The sequence below is a fragment of the Colwellia sp. NW0002-52-1 genome (assembly GCF_057550865.1).
Genome location: NZ_BAAJLU010000005.1, coordinates 90,761 through 110,869 on the forward strand (window position 1 = coordinate 90,761; position 20,109 = coordinate 110,869).

Annotated in this window: 15 protein-coding genes; 6 read left to right on the plus strand and 9 right to left on the minus strand. The window is 37.9% G+C overall.

Annotation, left to right across the window (positions count from 1 at the left end):
• Positions 1-129: 129 nt before the first annotated feature.
• Positions 130-1,017: an EamA family transporter gene (locus tag AC27H3_RS07160; protein ID WP_487104867.1), complete on the minus strand. Its 888-nt coding sequence runs from the start codon at positions 1,015-1,017 to the stop codon at positions 130-132.
• 412 nt (positions 1,018-1,429) lie between these two features.
• Between AC27H3_RS07160 and AC27H3_RS07165 the strand changes: the two genes are divergently transcribed.
• On the plus strand, positions 1,430-2,182 hold the full coding sequence (locus AC27H3_RS07165; RefSeq protein WP_487104868.1) for an MBL fold metallo-hydrolase: 753 nt from the start codon (positions 1,430-1,432) through the stop codon (positions 2,180-2,182).
• Positions 2,183-2,193: 11 nt separating this feature from the next.
• Here AC27H3_RS07165 and AC27H3_RS07170 read toward each other — a convergent pair whose 3' ends face one another.
• From AC27H3_RS07170 to AC27H3_RS07195, 6 genes are all read right to left on the minus strand, one after another.
• Complete coding sequence (locus tag AC27H3_RS07170) at positions 2,194-2,361, minus strand: hypothetical protein (RefSeq protein ID WP_198946910.1); 168 nt, start codon at positions 2,359-2,361, stop codon at positions 2,194-2,196.
• 529 nt (positions 2,362-2,890) lie between these two features.
• Positions 2,891-6,841 carry an AAA family ATPase gene (locus AC27H3_RS07175; protein ID WP_487104871.1) on the minus strand — a complete coding sequence of 1,317 codons (3,951 nt, stop codon included), beginning with the start codon at positions 6,839-6,841 and terminating at the stop codon, positions 2,891-2,893.
• Positions 6,841-8,184, minus strand: coding sequence for an exonuclease subunit SbcD (gene sbcD, locus AC27H3_RS07180; protein WP_487104873.1), 1,344 nt, complete (start codon positions 8,182-8,184; stop codon positions 6,841-6,843). The genes AC27H3_RS07175 and sbcD overlap by 1 nt, the downstream gene beginning before the upstream one ends.
• Before the next feature lie 122 nt (positions 8,185-8,306).
• Positions 8,307-9,917: an FGGY-family carbohydrate kinase gene (locus AC27H3_RS07185; RefSeq protein WP_487104875.1), complete on the minus strand. Its 1,611-nt coding sequence runs from the start codon at positions 9,915-9,917 to the stop codon at positions 8,307-8,309.
• Positions 9,914-11,554 (minus strand): glycerol-3-phosphate dehydrogenase/oxidase, encoded by a 1,641-nt coding sequence (locus AC27H3_RS07190; protein WP_487104877.1) that lies wholly within the window; start codon positions 11,552-11,554, stop codon positions 9,914-9,916. Before AC27H3_RS07190 ends, AC27H3_RS07185 begins: the two co-directional genes overlap by 4 nt.
• A 107-nt stretch (positions 11,555-11,661) precedes the next feature.
• Positions 11,662-13,254 (minus strand): FAD-binding oxidoreductase, encoded by a 1,593-nt coding sequence (locus AC27H3_RS07195; protein ID WP_487104879.1) that lies wholly within the window; start codon positions 13,252-13,254, stop codon positions 11,662-11,664.
• A 118-nt stretch (positions 13,255-13,372) separates the two neighbouring features.
• Here AC27H3_RS07195 and AC27H3_RS07200 point away from each other — a divergent pair, with 118 nt between their 5' ends.
• The 4 genes from AC27H3_RS07200 to AC27H3_RS07215 all read left to right on the plus strand — a co-directional run bounded on the left by AC27H3_RS07200 (position 13,373) and on the right by AC27H3_RS07215 (position 15,934).
• Positions 13,373-14,485 (plus strand): AraC family transcriptional regulator, encoded by a 1,113-nt coding sequence (locus AC27H3_RS07200; RefSeq protein ID WP_487104881.1) that lies wholly within the window; start codon positions 13,373-13,375, stop codon positions 14,483-14,485.
• Positions 14,486-14,694: 209 nt separating this feature from the next.
• The gene (locus AC27H3_RS07205; RefSeq protein WP_487104883.1) at positions 14,695-15,129 is read left to right on the plus strand and encodes a hypothetical protein; all 435 of its coding nucleotides are present in this window, start codon (positions 14,695-14,697) and stop codon (positions 15,127-15,129) included.
• A complete protein-coding gene (locus AC27H3_RS07210; protein ID WP_085304462.1) occupies positions 15,126-15,320 on the plus strand; it encodes a helix-turn-helix transcriptional regulator in 195 nt (64 codons plus the stop codon). Before AC27H3_RS07205 ends, AC27H3_RS07210 begins: the two co-directional genes overlap by 4 nt.
• 194 nt (positions 15,321-15,514) lie before the next feature.
• Entirely contained in the window at positions 15,515-15,934 is a 420-nt protein-coding gene (locus AC27H3_RS07215) for a tetratricopeptide repeat protein (RefSeq protein ID WP_487104885.1), read from the plus strand.
• A gap of 540 nt (positions 15,935-16,474) precedes the next feature.
• Here the strand turns inward: AC27H3_RS07215 and AC27H3_RS07220 are convergent.
• Positions 16,475-17,038 (minus strand): DUF2780 domain-containing protein, encoded by a 564-nt coding sequence (locus AC27H3_RS07220; protein ID WP_487104886.1) that lies wholly within the window; start codon positions 17,036-17,038, stop codon positions 16,475-16,477.
• Positions 17,039-17,212: 174 nt separating this feature from the next.
• Between AC27H3_RS07220 and AC27H3_RS07225 the strand changes: the two genes are divergently transcribed.
• The gene (locus AC27H3_RS07225) at positions 17,213-17,731 is read left to right on the plus strand and encodes a VF530 family protein (protein WP_487104888.1); all 519 of its coding nucleotides are present in this window, start codon (positions 17,213-17,215) and stop codon (positions 17,729-17,731) included.
• Positions 17,732-17,813: 82 nt separating this feature from the next.
• Here AC27H3_RS07225 and AC27H3_RS07230 read toward each other — a convergent pair whose 3' ends face one another.
• Positions 17,814-19,847, minus strand: a complete 2,034-nt coding sequence (locus AC27H3_RS07230; RefSeq protein ID WP_487104890.1) for a methyl-accepting chemotaxis protein — start codon at positions 19,845-19,847, stop codon at positions 17,814-17,816.
• Positions 19,848-20,109 lie beyond the last annotated feature (262 nt).

Here is a 20,109-nt window from a genome sequence, read left to right on the forward strand (position 1 = left end):
AAGTCGGCAAAAAATAATGCGTAAATCGTTGCGCCAGAGTTTAACAAAATAGTACAGGCAATTGAATTAAGAATTTATGCTTAGTATGAATTTTATCGCGGGTAACTAGGATATTGAGTCGATATCAATTTATGCCCAAAGCAATAAAATCAAGACACTGAGCACTATCAAAAACATACCTAAGTATTCAACAGCCGATATTTTTTCTTTAAAAATACGATAAGTAATAAACAGTGTTATAAAAAATTCTACTTGTCCTAGAGCTTTAACGTAAGCTACATGCTGAAAACTCATCGCAGTAAACCAACCTATCGAGCCAACAACACTGGTTAATCCTACAAATAAACATAATCGCCATTGCTTTATCATGGTGATAAGTTGATGCCTGTCCTGCCAATAAACGTAAATCAAAGAAATAAACGACTGTACTGTGATCATAAAAGTTAAGGTCAGCGCCGCGCTTAATAGTAAATCGCTATTTAAGGCCAAACTTGATTCTCGAACTAGCAAGGTGGTAATGGCTAACCCTAAACCTGACGCTAAACCAAAACCCGCCCCAGGGTTTTGAAAAACATCTTTAGCGGTAAACTTTACTTTCGACACTAACAAAATTCCAATCACACCAATTATGATAGAAAACCAGCCCATAAAACTTAAACCAATGGAGAATAGAAAAAAGCCTACAACCGCAACTTGAATTGCTTCTGTTTTAGCTAAGCTCGTTGCCACAGCAAAATTTCGGTATTTAAATGCAATCATTAAACATGCCGTACCAATAATTTGCATCACAGAAGCAATGAGCGCGTATTGAATAAACTGTGTATTTAAATCGGGGATTTCTAGGGCGCGATAGTCTGATACCCACCATAAATAAAGCCAGGCAAAAGGTAGTGCATAAATGTACCTCACTCCAGTTGTTGCCATCGCATTAAGGTGTTGCGTTAATTGTTTTTGGCCTGCTGTTCTAATTGCTTGCATAAAAGCAGCAAGTAAGGTGAAGTAAATCCAGAGTTCCAAAGAAATTCCAATGTAAGCCTTATATAGCAGTATTGTATGACTTACTTTTTTAAAAAACTATCTATCAATGACTATATTCATTATCAATGAGATTAATTTTTTATAACAGTAGTGATGTAAGTTGTTGAGATTATACCTTGGGGTATTAGCCAAGGCAGGATTTACTAAACAAATTAATAACGTAACTAAAATATTTAATAACTATTTAGTGAGATCAGTCGCTATATTAAACACTGGTATTAATGCTATTAAAGCATCGGACAAATAATACCAATTGAAATAAATAACGGATCATTTTAAGGCGGTTTAAATCGTCAAAAACTTATTTGATTTGGTGTAACTGGTCACACCTGTTGAGGTTAAATCAATAAAGAGTTACCTTAGTTATCTCGAGGTTATTCTAGGCTTTACAATGCTAAAATTACATTGCTTAAATGGTTATATTCAAAATATTTATCTAGCAGAATATGCCGATAAATTATTGTTACTTGATGGCTGTTGTCGTGCTGACATTACCGTAATAGAAGACTTTATTGTTAATCAACTTAAACGTCCTATGTCTGATCTTGCTTTAATTGTCGTTACCCATATGCATCCAGATCATGCTGGTGCCGCCAATTTTTTACGAAAAAAATATGCATGTAAAATAGCAGCTGCAAATGTAGCTGGGCAATGGTATTCAGGATTTGATGGAAAGTTGATGCATTTAACCGATATTTTACTAACGCTATGGGTGGCGGGTCGGCAGAAAAAAGCTAAAAAATATCTTTATTACCCAAGTACATTAACGCCCGATTATTACTTGAGCGATCAAGCGGTTTTACCTGGTTTTGAAGATTGGCAGGTGCACTTTACACAAGGTCACACTGACCGAGATATATCATTGCATCACCAAGTAAGTCAGCAAATTTATGTTGCCGATTTAATGGTAAAAGTACGTGGTGCATTTATCCCACCTTATCCAGTTTTTTACCCAAAGCGCTATTTACAATCATTAACCAAAATTAAGGCGTTGAATATAGAATCGGTGCTTTTGGCACATGGTGAGAAGGTGCAATTAACTGAACAACAATGGCAGCAACTTATTTCGTTGGCTCCAACGAAACCTGCCACACATTGGCGTTCAGTTAAAACAAAGCTTAAACGGGTATTATTTAGCCGCTAAGGGATCAAAGCTTAACTTTGATATACCCAAGCTAAAAATGATTTAGATTCATTCACGTTGGTAAATGAAATTAATTTTGTGCCGTTTTTATCAGTTACTGCAACATTGTTTTTGTTAACAGAAATTGATTGTATTGGTGATGCGATCGAATAGATCGTACCTTGGTATGTATAAGACATAATAAACTCTTTTAGTGTGCGTTAAAACGCATGAACAAAAGCTATATTATTGTGTACTGGAACTTTTTTATTTGAAAAATAACAATTTTTTGCGAGCCGGGCTCGAAAAATCAGACAATAATTTAAGCTTAATAAATTAAGTGATGACTAACTGTGAAAGGGAAAGGCAAACACGATTTTATAAATAATCGGTTAAATAGACTAGATGGGAATAGTTAACGATCGCACTATAATGTTATTTGTTTAACAAGTAAATGTTTTTTAATGCTCTTTTATGATTTATTTATCAAATCTTTATAACTAAAGTCATTTAGCCCTCTTGAACGAGGGCAAAATAAAAGTATCAGTAAGTGCTAAGGTAGATCAAAATATGCATCAAAACTGACAGAAGCACTAAATAACAGAATCTACTAACTTATTATTGTCTGCCTCCTTCTTACGCTTACTGGTAATCCGCAAAAATGTAATAAAGTAAAATTGTTCGCTAAGTATTTACAAAGCAAATAACCTCCAATACTTTTAACCTCTTTTAATTCCCATGATATCGATAACACTCAGCTAGCTCACTCACACCTAAACCATTTTGTTTTTTCACTTCTATTTGTACATCAATGCGTTTTTTCAAGGCATCTACATGACTTATAACACCGATCATTTTGCCACTAGCATTTAACGAATCAAGCGCAGACAGCGCAATTTCGAGGGTGTCGTTGTCTAGTGTGCCAAAACCTTCATCAAGGAACAGTGAATCAATACTGGTTTTTGCACTGACTAAATCTGATAACGCTAGTGCTAGCGCCAAGCTAACTAAAAAGCTTTCGCCACCCGATAAGGTTTTGGTATCGCGCACACTATCGGCTTGCCAAGTATCTAAAACTTCTAGCGCTAAGTTCTCTGATTGCTGACATTGTAATTGATATCGACCATGTAATTTATTTAGCTGTTGGTTGGCTAAATATACTAAATGCGACAGTGTTAAGCCTTGGGCAAAGCGTCTGAATCTTGCACCGTCTGCTGCGCCAATTAAACCATTAAGATGTGAGAGATCGTCAAGCGCTATTTGCTGCTTTGTAATTTCATCGAGTAGCGACTTTTGCTCATCGCGCTGTTGTATATCTTGCGAAATTTGCTGACTTAATTGGCCTTGACGAATTTGCAGATGTTTCAACGTTTCGGTACAAACAGCGGCTTTATGATCGAATTCAGCCACATCTAAATCTTTTTCTAGCACTAACGACTGAGTAAACATTAAGTCGTTTAAGTACTCGTCGTTGTTAATAATTCCGGTGTCATTTCCTGCATCATTATCGGCATCAACATAAGTCGACTCAACCAGTGCTTTGGTTTGTATTTGAAGCTTTTCTTTATCTTGTTCAAGTTGCAATAATTGTTGCTGTACTTGTGCTAACTGCGCTTTGGCCTGTTGAGTTTTTTGCGTAATATCTTGTTGTAAAGACTTCAAGTTAAGCCTTTGCTCTTGGGTTAATAACGCAGCTTTAAAGTCTGTCTCTGTTGCGAAGTCACTCTGGGCGAGCTGATTTTTCCAAGTTTCCTGTGCAACTTGCTGTTGTGGCAGTAAACGATTTATTGCTTCAAGGTTTGCGTTTAACTTTCCAGCAATGTTTTGTTGCAGGTTTTTTTGATCGTGCAGGTTATTTTGCAACTGCAACAACGACTGTTCTTGGGTCTGTTGCTGCTGTTTTAATTGTTGACGTGCTTGTTGTGTATCTTGCTCAGCAAATAGTGTATTACGTTGTGAGCGTGTTTCATCTTGCTGTTTCTCAATCAGTATTAACTCATCTTTAATCGCCTGCTCTGTCAGGCTAAGCTGTTCTATCTTGCTATTGGCAATAGCAAGCTGCTGCTGTACTTGTTGAAATTGCTCTTTTTCTGTAACTACACCATTCAGCGCGGCTTGATATTTTTCACCTTGTTGTTCTAGTTCACTTAACCAAGCATTTTGTAACGGAAAAACATTAGTAAATTCATTAGCTGCTACTTCACTGCTTGCAGACTCTAAGTGTTGATATACATTGAATGTTTCAGGTAAAGCCAGCTGACTTTTTTGCATTGACGCATTTAATTTTTGATAAGTTGAATCTACTTTAGCCAGCAGCTGCTCTAAGTTTTGTTTATTTTGTTCTATTTGCTGGCACAATTGATTTAATTGCACGGTTTTGTTTTGGCTAAGGTTAGTTAAGTTGACTAACTGCTTGTCCAGCTCCAGCACTAACTCTGTTTGTTGGTGCTTAGTGTGTTTTAATTTTTGTAGTTGGTTATTGGCATTGTTGAGCGCTTCAAAGTGCTGTCTTCGAGCTTGAATATCGGTATTAATTTGCTCGAATGCTGACAACTCAAGCTCAATTTTCAGCTGCTCGCGTAAGGTTAACCACTGCTGTGACAACTGCTGTTGTTCTTGTAGCTTTGTACTTTTATTTTCATTAATTAAGTTAAGCTTTTCTTTTAGTCGTTCTTGCTCTGCAGATAAGCTTTTACCTTGAAGTTCAAGTTGTTCTAATTCTGCAGTAAGCTGTTTCAAGCGCTGCTGGTGCTCATTGTCCGCTGAATTATTTTCACTCAATGCTTGATAATCAGCAACGGCTGGGTGGTGTTCAGAACCACACAATGGGCAAGCTTCATTGGCTTTTAAGTTTGCTCTATGCGCACTAAGCGACATAATGGTTTTTTGTTGCTCAACAATCAGTTGCACATCAATCAATTCAGCTTTTTGGCTTTTATAGCGCTCTCGCAACGGTGCTAATTGCTCAATCACATTGGTGAGCTGCTGATTGTCTGCAGCAATGACTTGATCTATGTTGCCTAGCTCAGCACTGAGTACTTGATACCTTTGCGCATTATGTAATGCTTGTGTTTGCTCATTTAAGCTTGATTGCAGCTCGTGCAATTGTTGGCTGAGCACAGATTCACTTTGGCAATGATAATGCTGTAACAACTGATTTACGTCGTTTTCATGAGCCTTAAGCGTTAGTTGCTGTTGTTGACACTCTGTTTCTAATTCAACTAATTGCTGTTGCTCTTTACTAAGTTCACTGGTTAGTAATTCAGTTTGGTTTTGTAAGTTTGTATTTTGCGCTATTAACTCAAAACTCCCCTGCTTTTCATTAAACATTTGCTCAAGCATATTTCGCCACAATGGCAAGTGCTCAGGTAAAGCCGATAAATGAGCTTGTTGCTCAATAATGTTTTGTGAATGGGAGATTTTATCTAACTGCTGTTTTTGCTGTAACGTTAGTTGAACAACTTGATTTTTCGCTTGAGTTGTTGCTTCATTCGCACTCTTAACACGATTAGTTTGCTGATTTTTTTGCTCTGCCAATTGCGCTATTTTACTGTCAAGCGGTAGTACTTGCTCAACAATTAATTGCTCTGTTTCTTGCTGATGAGCAATGAATTTTTCATGGGATATTAAAAATGCTTTTAAGGCCTGTTCGGCAGTTTCTAGTTGTACCTGACTTTTTTTGGTATCAACTTCAAGGGCTTTCTCTTGGTCTTTAAGCTCAGAAAACTGATGATTAAAATGATTAAGTTGTTGAAAATCTGCACGTAAGTTTTCTGCAGGCTCTGACAAGGCTAACGTTTGCAACTGTGCGGCGTTATCTACTTGCAATTGTTGTGCAGCAGCTTGTTGTTGCTCAGCAATGGTGCTTTGCTGGTTAGCATTTTGCACATTCACTAGCCAATTTCGAACTTGTTGCCAGTGCGCAAGCTGCGCTTCATAAGGCTGCTGCTGAGCTGATACTTTATTGAGTTGGTTGTTAATCTCGTTTTGTTGCTCTGTAGTTAACAACTGCATGCCTGTACTTTTAGCCTGCAATAGCTTTAACTCATTAGTTGCACTTTTATGTTGCTCGAATACGGCTTTAGAGATATCACCATAAATTTCACTACCGGTAAGCTCTTCTAATAAATCGGCACGTTCATTAGCGGGAGCATTTAAAAAGGCAGCAAATTCACCTTGTGATAACATCATCGACTTTTTAAAACGTGAGAAGTCTAAGCCCGTTAAACGCGCTATTTCTGTGCGAATATCAGAAACCTTTGTTGCGATAACTTTTGCTTCACCCAAGCTAGTCTCTGCGTTATGGACAGTGTCGTGGGTAACAATTAGTTTAGCTAATTCGGCAGTCGGTTTTTGTAAGTTTCCATCAATACTGTTTTTTGCTCGACGTTGACTCCAAAAAGCACGATAAGCTTGTCCCTTAACTTCAAACTCAACCTCAGCTAAGCAATTCGCTGTTTGGCGGGTCATTAATTGATTTTGCTTATCTGATATCGTTAGCCTTGGGGTTTGGTGATATAGCGCCAAACACATGGCATCGAGTATCGTGGTTTTTCCTGCTCCCGTAGGGCCAATAATGGCAAAAAGCGCACTGGTATCAAATGGCGACTGGGTAAAGTCAATTTTCCAATGACCTTTTAAAGAATTGATATTTTCAAAGCGAAGCGACAATATTTTCATTATTTAGCCTCCGCGTTGTTAGTATTTTTAGCTGAGCTTACTTCAGCTTCTTTATGTTCAACCAACGCCCGTTTGGTTGAACTGGCGAGTTGTGTTTGCTCAGCAATATTTAAATATAAGCTGTTTAGGCGTTGTTTACGTTGCTGCTGCTCTGGAGTTTGCCAATTTTCTAGCGCTAATCGTGCATCAAATACCTCTTGAACACTTAATTCGCTTAAAGTCACTTTTTTCTCATGACTTGGCATTTGTTGGCGCGCTTTTTTACTGCGCCTGACCAATAACACTTCAACCGGAAAATCTTTCACGATTTGTTCTATTCTAGCGCTTAAATCAAGTAAGTATTCTGCGCTTTCAACTTCAATATCTAACCAAATTTTTTCTTGGCTAGTAGACTTGCTAGCACTTAGTTCAAGGGCTAACGATTCCGTAACCGCAGTAATATCTTGGGTGAGCGTATCTAAATGGGTTTTTACAATAGCTAAAGGTTGAAAACATGGCACGTTAGATAATGTTACTTCGCCGAGCTCTCCATTTTTAAACTCTGCAATAACAATGCTTTTTTGAGTTTTAGCTTCATCAAAACTTAATGCGATAGGCGAGCCGCTATAACGAATATGCTCACTTTTAGTTACTTTTTGCGGACGGTGAATATGACCTAAAGCAATATAGTCGGCAGCAGGAAATTCGCTGGCAGGAAAAGCCTCTAATGTGCCAATATAAATATCACGTACCGACTCACTCACCGATGCGCCAATAGTGGTTAAATGCCCGGTAGCAATAATGGGTAAACGAGTAGCTTTATCTTGTTGCTGTGTTGATAACGTTTGTGCATGCTCAAATAACACTTGGTAATGCGCTGAAATAGCTTGCTGCAATGACTGTTGTTTTTCACTGGCTGACTGTCCAGCATAACTTTTGACAATATCGCGTGCTCGAATAAAGGGAATAGCGCAAATAACCGCTTGTTGATCCGTTTTAAGGCTTTTTAGGATAAACACTTGTTCAGACAAATTGCCACTGGCGGTTGATACCACCTTAGTTGATAACTGCTGCAATAACTTTTGTGACTCAGATAACATGGCAACTGAGTCATGATTCCCCGCTAATATCACTAACTGGCAGTCGGCTTGATGGAGTTTGGCGATAAAATCAAAATACATTTCGCGAGCATAACTTGGCGGTGTGCCGGTATCAAAAATATCGCCCGCAACAATAATGGCGTCTATTTTCTGACTTTGCGATTGTTCAACTAGCCAATCTAAAAACTGTTGATGCTCACGTGCGCGACTTTTGCCATAAAAGTGTTGGCCTAAATGCCAGTCGGATGTGTGAATAATTCTCATAATTTAGTGTGCGCCAACAGCTTAAAATCAAAGTAATTATTCTACCGACTCTCTTGAAAGGTTGCTACAGCACTTGTTTGAAACATGGCTAAATAATTCAGAATCATCTTAATTTTAGACAACTAATCAGGGTAGCCAGTTATTTTTTTAATATTTTGATAAATAGGCTTTAATTGTTGATACATTTTCAGATAAACCTGTTTGTATAATTGATTATATAATTTTACGTTAGCTGGACTAGGAGTAAAAGTTTGCTCAGTACGGGTCATTGCGCTGGTTGCTTGGCGGTAGTTGTCATAATAGCCTAAGCCAACAGCGACATTAATGGCAGCGCCTAAGCCTGACGCTTCAAAGGTATGCGGTCTGTGTACCGGCAAATTAAAAATATCAGCGGTTAGTTGCAATGCGGCATCTGACTGCGAGCCGCCGCCTGAAACCATCAACTTGGTTATTTTACATTTTTGACGTTTTTCTAAGTTCTCTTTACCTTCTCTTAATGCATACGCCAAACCTTCTAAAATTGAGCGGTAAATATGCGCTCGCGTATGCACATCACCAAAGCCGATAATCGCCCCTTTTGCTTCAAGATTTTTTAACCCTGGAGACCAATAAGGTTGTAGCATTAACCCCATAGAACCTGGCGGTACTTGGGCAACGAGTTGATCAAATAAGCTCTCGGCACTAACGCCTAATGTTTGCGCTTTTTCAACTTCATTTTGACCAAATTCTTGCTTAAACCAGTTAACCATCCAAAAACCACGATAAATCATCACCTCACTGCTGTATTGCTCTGGAATAGCTGACGGATAAGGTGGAATAAAACTGTGCGGCTCAACATACTTAGTGTTGTTTGTATTAATAGTTGCGGTTGTGCCATAACTTAAACTTGCTGTGTCAGGTTGAATACAACCTGAGCCCAACACTTCACAGGCTTTATCAGACGCTGAAGCAATTAATTTTGTTCCTACTTTTAACCCTGTATGCGTGGCAGCATCACTACTGATTTCCCCCAAAACATCACCCGGTTTAACTAAACTTGGTAACATTGAGCGCTTTACAGGTAATGCATGCCATTTCCAATCCCAAGCTTTTGCCCAGTTTTGTTTTTTATAATCAAAGGGAAAGTAACCAACAATACTACCTACTGAGTCTTTGAATTGCCCCGTTAAACGGTAAGTTAAAAATCCTGACAATAGTAAAAATTTATCCGTACGCTGCCAAACATCAGGTTCATGTTGCTCAAGCCAGTTCGCTTGCGATTTACGACGAAAATATTCAATAACTTTACTTTGACCTATTAAGGAGAATGCGGTGCGCCAATACCAAGGCATTGCCTTGTTTTGTTGACATAAACGTTGATCAAGCCAAAGAATAGCCGGCCGAAGCGCTTCGCCATGTTTGTCTAAGTTGATCACGGTTCCACGCTGAGTGGTTACCGTAACCGCCGTCACCCTATCGCGATAACCATTTTCAATAACCTCGTCTTGCTGCCAAAGTTGTTGGCAACACTGACCTAGCATTTGCCAGAAGTAATCAGCATTTTGCTCAGCCCACCCCGGATTTTTAGAAAAATAAGCTTCAAGTTCTATTCGGCTTTTAGCGACCAAGTTACCTGCTAGATCAAACAGTAAAGCGCGAACACTTTGTGTTCCATTATCTATGGTTAACATTAAATTACTTGTTTGCTCTTCAGTGTTTTCGGGTTTATCACTTTCGGTCATGTTATCACTCATATTGATGCACCATTAGCTTGTGGCAAACTATATGAACATTGCCACAGCGCTAAATATCGCTTAATTTCTTGTTGCCATTTTGTTTCGCTCCAAGATAAATAAGGCGAACAAAGTGCTTGAACTTGGGGCAAAATGTCACGAGCGCCCGCAGGTAATACGTTACCCAGTCGTGTACGGCGTAGCAATAGATCATCGAGATGTTGCACTTGTTCAAATCTTACCGCCCAAACTAACTCTGCCCACAAGTGCCTACTATAACGTATCGGCTGACAATCATGTTTTGCATTGGCTTGAATAAATGCAGCACTAAATTCACCATAACAGGCTATTATTTGTTGTTGAATATGATGACTAAAAGTTAGTTTTAGCTGGCCATCATATTGCGATAAAATAGGTTGCTGACTCGCAACATTAAGTGCTCTTGTTAACGTGAGTTCGTTTGCTTTACCTTCAAGCATTAACTGCTGACAAACCTGATCTAGCACTTGCTGTGCAATCAACCTAAAAGTAGTTAACTTACCGCCAGTAACGGTGAATACGCTTTGTTGTTGCGTGATATGGTGATCGCGTTTTTCTTTCGATGGCGTCAATGCATTATCTGTTGTACTGACGGGACGAACACCGGCAAAAGTTGAAATAATATCATCTTTGGTTATTTTCGCGTTTGGAAACTGCTGCTCTACCGCCGCTAGTAAATAATCAAATTCTAACTGACTTATTTTAGCTTCAAACGACATGTCATCATTATGATCAACATCGGTTGTACCCACTATAGTTACATTTTGCCATGGGTATATTTGCACAGGTCTTTTATCTTGAGAGTGTTGAACAGAAATAACACTAGCCACCGGTAAGCGCCAATTCGCTATTACTAAATGGCTACCGCGCAGTGGTCGCATATTTACTGATGATTTTTTATGGCTATCGCTTTGCTTATCATGATTTACTTGCAACAAGTTAGACCAAGCGCCACAAGCATTAACAACCACTTTAGAATCAATTATTAATGCTTGGTCTTGCCCTTCAAGAACAACTGATAATTGACTATTTTTTTCATTAATATTAAGTGCTGACACTTGCGCATAATTGAGTGCTTGTCCGCCGAGCTGCAATGATTCTTGGATCAAACGTTGTACTAATCGAGCGTCTTCGGTTAGTGCATCAAAAAACTGTGTGCCACCAAGTAAGTCTGGCTCAACCACATGCGGTGCTAAAGACAAATATGCGGATTTTGGCCAAAACTTATGCTGTTTTTCGCCAGCGATAAAGTCATAACAAGACAATAAGCGATTAAATAACCAAGGTCCTGGAAACGCTTTTTTATAATGACTTAGCGCAAAGCTTTGCTTGGTAATTAGAGGCTGCCCTTCTGTTAATAAGCGTTGACGCTCAATCACAGATTCTCGGGTTAATGCCACTTGCCCTTGTGCCATGTAACGTAAACCACCGTGAACCATTTTCGAAGAACGACTCGAACTGCCCCATGAAAAATCTTTTTGCTCTAACAACAACACTTTTAAGCCCATTTGACAGGCCAACTTTAAAATGCCAGCGCCAGTAATACCGCCACCAATAATCACTAAATCCCAATCAGAGGTGTTTTCAATGTCAGCGATACGTTCGGTGCGCGACTGCATTATATTTCGGCTAAGTTGTGTAATAGTCATATTAAGAATATCAATATTTTCATTGTTTTAAGCTTCACTATTAAGGGTCATTGAACTTACTTATATAGATATGAATTTTATTTTAATAATGTACCGGGGTTAAGTTGCTGTTCGGTGTCAAAGTGCTCAACAAGGTTTGCCAAAACTTTCATACCCAACTCACCTTTTTCTATCGACAAGTACGGCGCATGATCTTTACCAACACCATGTTGATGACTAATGGTGCCGCCATTGTTAACTATGGTCAGGCTTGCCTGATGCTTAAGCTTTTTCCAACGCGCAAGTGTTGCCGAATAACTACTAGCATTTCGATAAACATAAGTGGTGTATAAGCTACAACCTTGACTGTAAACATGAGAAAGATGAGTAAATACATGAACTTTTTCATTTTCTGCTGCTAAACCAACACGCATCGTTGCTTCAACTTTTGCCATTAAATTATCAACATTGCTCCAATCTGTGGCGGTTTCAAAGGTGTCGACAACGTAGCCTTTTAGCCATAAAGCCTCACGTAAATAAGGCGAACGAAAGCGATTTGCTTGCCATTTTTTACCTAATAGCTCGCCCGTACTAACACCTTTGAATTTTTTTACCACACTATTTAATTGCTTTTTACTGGCTGAAACTTGTTGTTTAGTGCCGGTTAAGCCAAAAGTTAACATGCACTTCTCGTTTGCACAGCCTCGCATAGATAAGTAACGCTCTAACCACTTTATCGCACTTTCGTGACCCGCAAGTTTTAATTGCGTTTGTGTTTCAACCGCATTACTCACTCGCAGCATAGACAAAGCAATACGTTGTTGCACCGCAGCTTGGCAAAATTGACTTGCTGCTTGCCAATTTTTAAAGAAGATCACCGAGAACTTCTCTGCATCAGCAACTTTACTTACTCGCACTTTTATTTCAGTTAAAATACCAAAGCGACCTTCAGATCCTAGTAATAACTCACGTAAATCAGGTCCTGCTGAAGATGCCGGAAATGTTGGTACGTCAAGCGAGCCAGCAAAGGTTTCCATATTACCACCAGCAAATAATTGCTCTATTCGACCATAACGTAATGACTGCTGACCACTTGAGCGACTAGCAACCCAGCCACCTAATGTTGATAGTTCGAAAGATTGCGGAAAGTGCCCTAGCGTATACCCGCGAGCTAATAACTGCGCTTCTACCATGGGGCCAGGCGTACCAGCGCCAAAAGTGGCAATTTGGCTTTGCTCATCTAAATGCAGTAATTGGTTCATTCGCCCCATATTAACTGTTAGCACGGGGCGCGGAGATTGTTCGACATTGATATGTCCAGCGACACTTGTACCACCGCCGTAAGGAATCAAAACAATATTTTCTGCTTTTGCGTAGCTAAGAATATCTTTAACATCTTGGGTATTTTCAGGAAAGCACACACCATCAGGAAAACAGTTGATTTCGCCACTATGCATGGCTAGCCAGTCGGGTAATGATTGCCCTTTTGCATGACGCACCCGTTGTTCGGCGTCAACAGAGACTAATGGGTGCTGAGGTAAACGAGATTCTGGTACGGTGTTAATCACCTCGGCTAAACCAATATCATCAAGACGATGTCCTGCTCCGACAAGCGTACTTAAAAACTCTCCAGCCGATTGTGGTAACTCCATTGAGGTGCTTTCATCTCCCCAGCCATTCCAACGTCTCATTTTACAGCCCTTTATAATTTTATTACGTATTATATTAAAGCAAGTGTATAGTGATGAAATGTCCTAAAAAGACAGTCGAGGTGACATATTTGGACAACCTTATAGGCGACAGGCAGCAATGAGCAGTTTTATTCATTTATCAGATAACGACAAACAATTAAGCAAGCAATCAAAAAAGCAAAACGATACAAGCTTAGATTCAAGCTTCGATAATAGTCTCGGCCAAGCTTCTGTTGCCGCTATTAAGCAATATTTACAATTGGCCGACGAACAAAAACTCGATATTGATACCATCTGCCAATCTATCGGCCTAGATAAATCACTTTTATCTGATAACAGCCAGCACATTAGCGGCGAGCTTTTTCAACAACTTATTGCGGCCTTACTTGAACAATCTAACGATGAGTTATTCGGCTTACATACCGCAAAATATGTGCAAGCTGGGTCTTATAGTGTTTTGGGTTTTATTTCGATGAACTGCGAAAACCTAGGACAAGTTATCAGTAAAATTCAACCTTTTGAAAAATTAGTTGGCGATATGGGCACAACAACTTTTTCGCCATTAGGTGAGCAAGTAAAAATTAGTTGGCATTGCCAGTTTACCGACACAAGTGTTAAGCGTCATATGGTCGATAATTGTCTCGCGTCTTGGCTAACCTTTGCCCGATATTTGGTTAGCCAAGACAGCAACCCAAGTGAACTGCGCTTAAGTCGCCAGCAACCTTCGTTGAGCCAGCAACAAGAATATCAAGCGATGTTTAAGTGTATAATTCACTATGGTCAAAGTGAGAATGCCATAATATTTAATAAAGCCTTATTGTCGGTGCCATTAAACAAAGGTGATCAACAGTTATTATCTACTCTTGAAAATCATGCAAAAACCTTAGTTTCTAATTTAACAATAGAAGAAGATATTGCGGCGCAATTAAGAAATCAAATTGAAAAATCGTTAAAAAGCGGGGCTTTTCACCAGAAAGACATGGCAGATAAATTTGGCATTAGCACCAAAACGTTACAGCGCCGTTTAACAGCATCAGGCTTGAGTTTTCAGAGTTTACTTGATGAAACTCGACTCGCTATGGCTAAAAAGCATCTAGCGAACAATAGCTTAAATTTAAATCAAATTAGTATCGAGTTAGGCTTTACTGAACCAAGATCTTTCTACCGTTGGTTTAATAAACTCACCCAACAAACCCCAGGTGAGTTTAGAAAACATAGCTTAATTTCTTAACTTTATAACCCTGTAGATCTTTAGCTTCTAGTTTTTCACTTCCTAAACAATTGTTATTTATATTTAAAAAATAATTCACACTGCAACAAAGTAAAGCTAACCAACCTAAAAGTAAATTAAACTTGACACAACTCATCTACCCACCTAAGATTAAAAATGTAAAGCACACATTACTTTTTGTAATCAAAAGCAGACATTGGAGAGTAACAATGACAGACAATAATGGTGATACGCTGAGCAAACCTAGCTCGTTTAAACAAAGAAATAAAAGCAATATCGTAAAATTAAAATTTTGGACCGCCATGTGGGTATTAACCATGGCATTAACAAATTTTGGGCCTTGGTTGCTATGGGACTACAACCTTACTTTCTCGGCTTTAGCAGTCATACTAAATTTAGCCTTAGGTGTTAAAATGGTATTAGCAAATATCACTCATTTAAAAGGTTTAGATGAAATGCAACAGCGCATTCAGCTCAACGCCATGGGTATAACCTTGGGCCTGAGTTTAATTGTAGGACTAGCTTATTCGAATTTAGATGTACTAAACCTAATTAGTTATCATGCTGAAATTTCGCATTTAGTTATTTTTATGGGCTTAACTTATTTAATAGCGACTTTTATTGGCCAGAGTAAATACCAATGAAAAATAAACTCAAAGTACTACGCGCTGAAAGAGACTGGACACAGGCACAACTTGCTGAGGCTTTAGACGTTTCTAGACAAACAATTAACGCCATTGAGAAGGGTAAATTTGACCCTAGTTTACCTTTAGCTTTTAAAGCAGCTAGGTTGTTCAAATTAGCCATTGAAGACATATTTCAAGATGAAGTTTAAAACAGTATAAAAAGTGCCAAGCTGTTAACGTGCCTGAAATGGTGAAAATTAACACTAAATATAATAAACCCAAATATATTAACTCGGGTTTATTATATTTTATTGTCGTTAGCTGACTATTACCTGTTTAGTTTTGATAAAACCTCTATAATCTCCCCATTAGTTTTATCAAAATTTGTAAGTAAGGTAGATCAATGAATACAAAAATATACCAACACGTTCATGCGTTAGCGAAAGATTTATTACAGGCATCTGTAAGAAAAAATCAAGCGACATTCGATGAATATTACCTCGAATTAAAGCAATTATGTGAAGAACATGAAGACAGTGATAAAGATCACCCCGTTCAGTGGGAAACCCTGGCTGACTTTACCGACGACTTAGAATTAGCGGTAAGCATTTACCAAAAAGCTTTACTTAAGGCACAAGCAATTAATTCAAAAGATTTTCTTTCATCCATTGCATTCGCTATTGCTTCATTACAAGTAGAACTAGGTGATAAAGCAAGTGCAATCGCACACTTAGAAAGCGCTAAAATTAACAGTAATAAAATTGCAGATAAAGAATTAAAAGCTGAAATTAGTGAGTTACTAGAAGAGTTGCAAAGTACTTAATGCTTTTGGTATTTCGAACGATGTTTGTTTCTTAGTGTTGTGATCGCCTGTAGTCCTCCTTCTTTTCTCCCTGTGAGATCTTTTTTTTACAAGGAGAAATGAAAGAGAAAACAATGAGATCATGTTTTAGTGCAGTAAGTAACCACAAAAATGTAATAACACTTTTTATATTAGCTATACTTTTTGATAAACATTCTTTGTTTAGCGTTGAATTTAATATTTTCAATTTATGATGAGTGTCTGTGTTAATTTTTTTCTTAGTGTTGATCTCCTGCAACCCTCCTTCTGTTCTCCCTGTGAGATGGTTTTATTTTTACAAGAAACCATGAGAAGAAAATAAGGGTGTGTTAGTAGAAAGAGTCGTTACTTTATAAAATGGCGCAGTTATAAAAACACTAAACTGAACTGTTTTTATATTGCGAGATTGGCTCTGCGGTGAAGGTAATAAATATAAAATGAAAAAAACACTTTCAAGTAAACTTCATTACTCGAAAGTGTTCAATAAATAACAAAAAACACGGCAAAAATTAAAAGGTTAAATTAACCTAAAAATTTGCCTAAACCGTCTGTTAATATTTGTTTGGCTTGTTGTCCTTGCTCTGTATCTAAATAGCTTTGGGCTGTAGAAATAAAGTTAGTGATCATTTCTGGTTTTAAACCTAAAGCTTCAAATTGTTTTTTAATATCGTTTACTGACTTTAAAGAGTCGCTATATTCTGAAGCTTTATCAAGTAAACCGCCAAAGCCTTCGCTTGAGCCAGAGTTTAATTGGCTCAGGTCAGGCATTTGATCAACAAGCCCTTCTACGCCAGGTACAGATTTAGCCAAGGTGCTAAATTGGTCAGCAGAAACATTATCTTTAACAAAGTTAAAAATTGCACCCATGCCACCAGCTGCTTGATCTGCGTTAACATCTAATGAGCTAGTTAACATATCTACTAAACCATCTGTGCTTTGTTTTGTTACTGCTGGTGCTTCGATTGTTTGCTCTTTAGTTTCACCTAAACCAACTAAGCTTTTTAAGCTGTCAAACCAACTAGTTTCTTCTGCTAAGGCCGACGTGCTTAAAGTAGAAATAGTTAAAAGTACGATCAATTTTTTCATTTGTATTATCCGTTATAATCAAATAGTTTCTATGTGTTGCAGTAATTGTACAACAATTAACTTCAGGATACGTACTGCTAAATTTTACATTAGGTTAAAACTGAAAAATCAAAGCTTATAACCCTGGCAATTAGGTGTATAATATTAAGTAATTTCAGCCAAATTAAGTCAATCATGAGTCAAGAAAACGAACAATTAAATAATCCTTTGCACGGATTAAAACTAGATACACTTTTAAACGAGCTAGTCACTCATTATGGTTTTGATATTTTGGCTGAGTATACGCGAATTAATTGCTTTAAAAGTAATCCAAGCCTTGCATCAAGTTTAAAATTTCTCCGCAAAACCGAATGGGCGAGAGAGAAACTAGAGCGTTTTTACCTTTACGATTTTAAAAATTTACCTGAGCCGGGTGAAGACGAATTTGAAATACCACCACGTAAGCGTATTATTCCATTACATGTAAAGTCGAAGAAACCGAAAGTTTTAGTGCGCGGCGAAGCCATTATTCCTTTGAGTAAAGATAGCTTTAAAGAAACTCATCGAAGTAAACCTGAGCATAAAAAGCCTTATAAGTCTGAACACAGTCGCAGTAATAGTAACGTGAAATCAAATGACAAACGTGAACGTGGCTCTACAAAAGGTTCTAATGAAAATAAACCATTTGATCCTTATGCTGATGCGCCTCGATAAAAACAGCTTAATTTAAACACTTAAAAGCCCTAAATAACTTGTATTATTTAGGGCTTTTTTTTATTAGTTTATACGTAACAATTTAAAGTTTAAAACGAGCTACAGAGTCTGTTAACGAGTGCGCTAGTTGATTTACATCATCACTTCGGTTTGATAACTCTTGCGATTCTGCTGCATTATGTGTCGCAGCTTGCGCGGCTTCATTCATTGTAACTTCAATTTCTTGGCTAAAGCCTAGTTGTTCATTTGAAGCGACACTAATACTTTTGCTCATTTCATCAATGGTATGTAATGCACTTTCAATTTGTTTGATAGCATTATTTAATTCTTGGCTTTGGGCGACACATTCCCCTGCTTTATTTTGTCCTTGAGAAATGGCAAGTTCCGCCGATTGAGTTTCTTTTTGTAATGAGTTAATCATTTGCTGAATTTCAGCTGTAGATGCTTGAGTGCGAGAAGCAAGTGACCTAACTTCGTCAGCTACAACAGCAAACCCACGACCATGTTCACCCGCTCTTGCTGCCTCAATGGCTGCATTTAAAGCCAACAAATTAGTTTGATCAGCAATACTGCCAATTGTATCTAAAATCCCACCAATACTATCACTGTGCTTACTAAGCCTTGCCATTACGTCAACTGAGTCACTTAAGCTACTTGATAATAACTCAATACGACTGCTGTTATCGTCAGCTATCGTGCGTATTTCAAAACTATGCTTTGAAGCTTCAGAAACATTATTAGCCGTTAAAGTGGCTTCATCAGTTACGTTAGAGGAACTAATAAACATTTTTTCAGCGATTTGCTTGGCATTATTTACGCGAGCAATTTGTGCTGAAGTAGATTCGGCAATTCGATGGCTTTGCTCACTGGTGACTTTCGCTGATTCATCTAAAGAGTATGCATTTTGACTTATGTTTTTAAGCAATAGCGTTAAATCATCACTGAGTTTGTTGATGCTATTAAATAAATCACCAAATTCATCTTCATTGGTAATTGTTAAACGTTGCGTTAAATCTCCCTGTGCAATTAACGCCAAAGATTTATTCGCTGATGCTAAAGGCCCTAACATAGTGCGTGTAGTTGCTACCGCGATAAAGGTCGCCAAAACTATAAAAATCAATGCCATATATATAGCTAAATTAACACCGGTAGCGACTTTAGATTTTGTCGTTGATTGCAACTCATCGAAACGTTCTTCTGCGAGTGACAATAGCAAGGTTAATTGATGGTAGCTTTCATTGAAACTCTCAACAGAAAGATTATATGCAATCATTGCATTGGTAAAATCATCAAGCGCTTGTTGTTTATTTTGATATAACTCAGCCGGTTCAACTAATAAGTTATTTATAGTTGCAAACACAATAGCAAATGCTTCTAGTAACGACTTATCGTTAACATCGGTAAATAACCGCTGCATAAATTCGTAATTATCGTTGATATTAGCCATTAAAAAACTTACATCATCTTTGTGCTGCGCCAAAACACTAGGTTCAGAGACCTGTTTTAAGCCTGACATAGTGCTTTGCAACGTAAACAACATATCATCTATTCTTGTACCGTTGCCGATAATATCTTCTAATAAACGTGCTTCGCCGGGCAATACAAGTAACTCTACATCGAGCATATTATTACTTGCTCGATCACGACTTGTTAAAAAGGTTTGATAGTTAGCTTCAAACCTTTCATTTGCTGAAGCTACATTTTTTTTAGACAAATAGAATTTTTCACTTTGGCTTACATATGCTTGATAATGTATTTTTGCCTGCTCCAGTGTTTTTAGCATCTTAGGTTGGTCAACTAACTTGCCTTTTAACACAGTTACTGCCGATTGAAATTCTTGGTTTAAATCAGCGTACGCTTGTTCACTTTTAAGTAAGTCCGACGTATTGGTTTGGGTAAACCCCAAGGCGCCTACTTTCATCATATTCAGTAATTTGATCTGTAAAGCGTTACTTTGTTTCTGAACGGGCACAGCCAACAACTCAACATTAGTGTTAGCTTGGCTGATTTGGTTTAATGAATTGTAAAAAAATATGCTTCCTGCAACCAACAAAATTCCTATTGTGCTAAACCCCATTATTATTTTTTGTTTTATTGTTAATGGTAGGTTGAACATAGACACCTCTATATAAACTTTCTTATGTATTAAAATATCAATCGATTCGATTAGCCACGATTATAAGTGGAACATGGGGAATGTAAACAACACTGAAAACAAACACCTCGCACAACAATTAAAAACTCAACTCCTTCTATATATTATGGTTGGTAAACAAACTTTTTAGCAATTTTTCTGGAAAATAAGTGAGTTTTCACTAAATAGTCAGTTTAAATCGTGAAAAGTTTGGACTGGATTATACCTTAAGTCTGCTCTATTA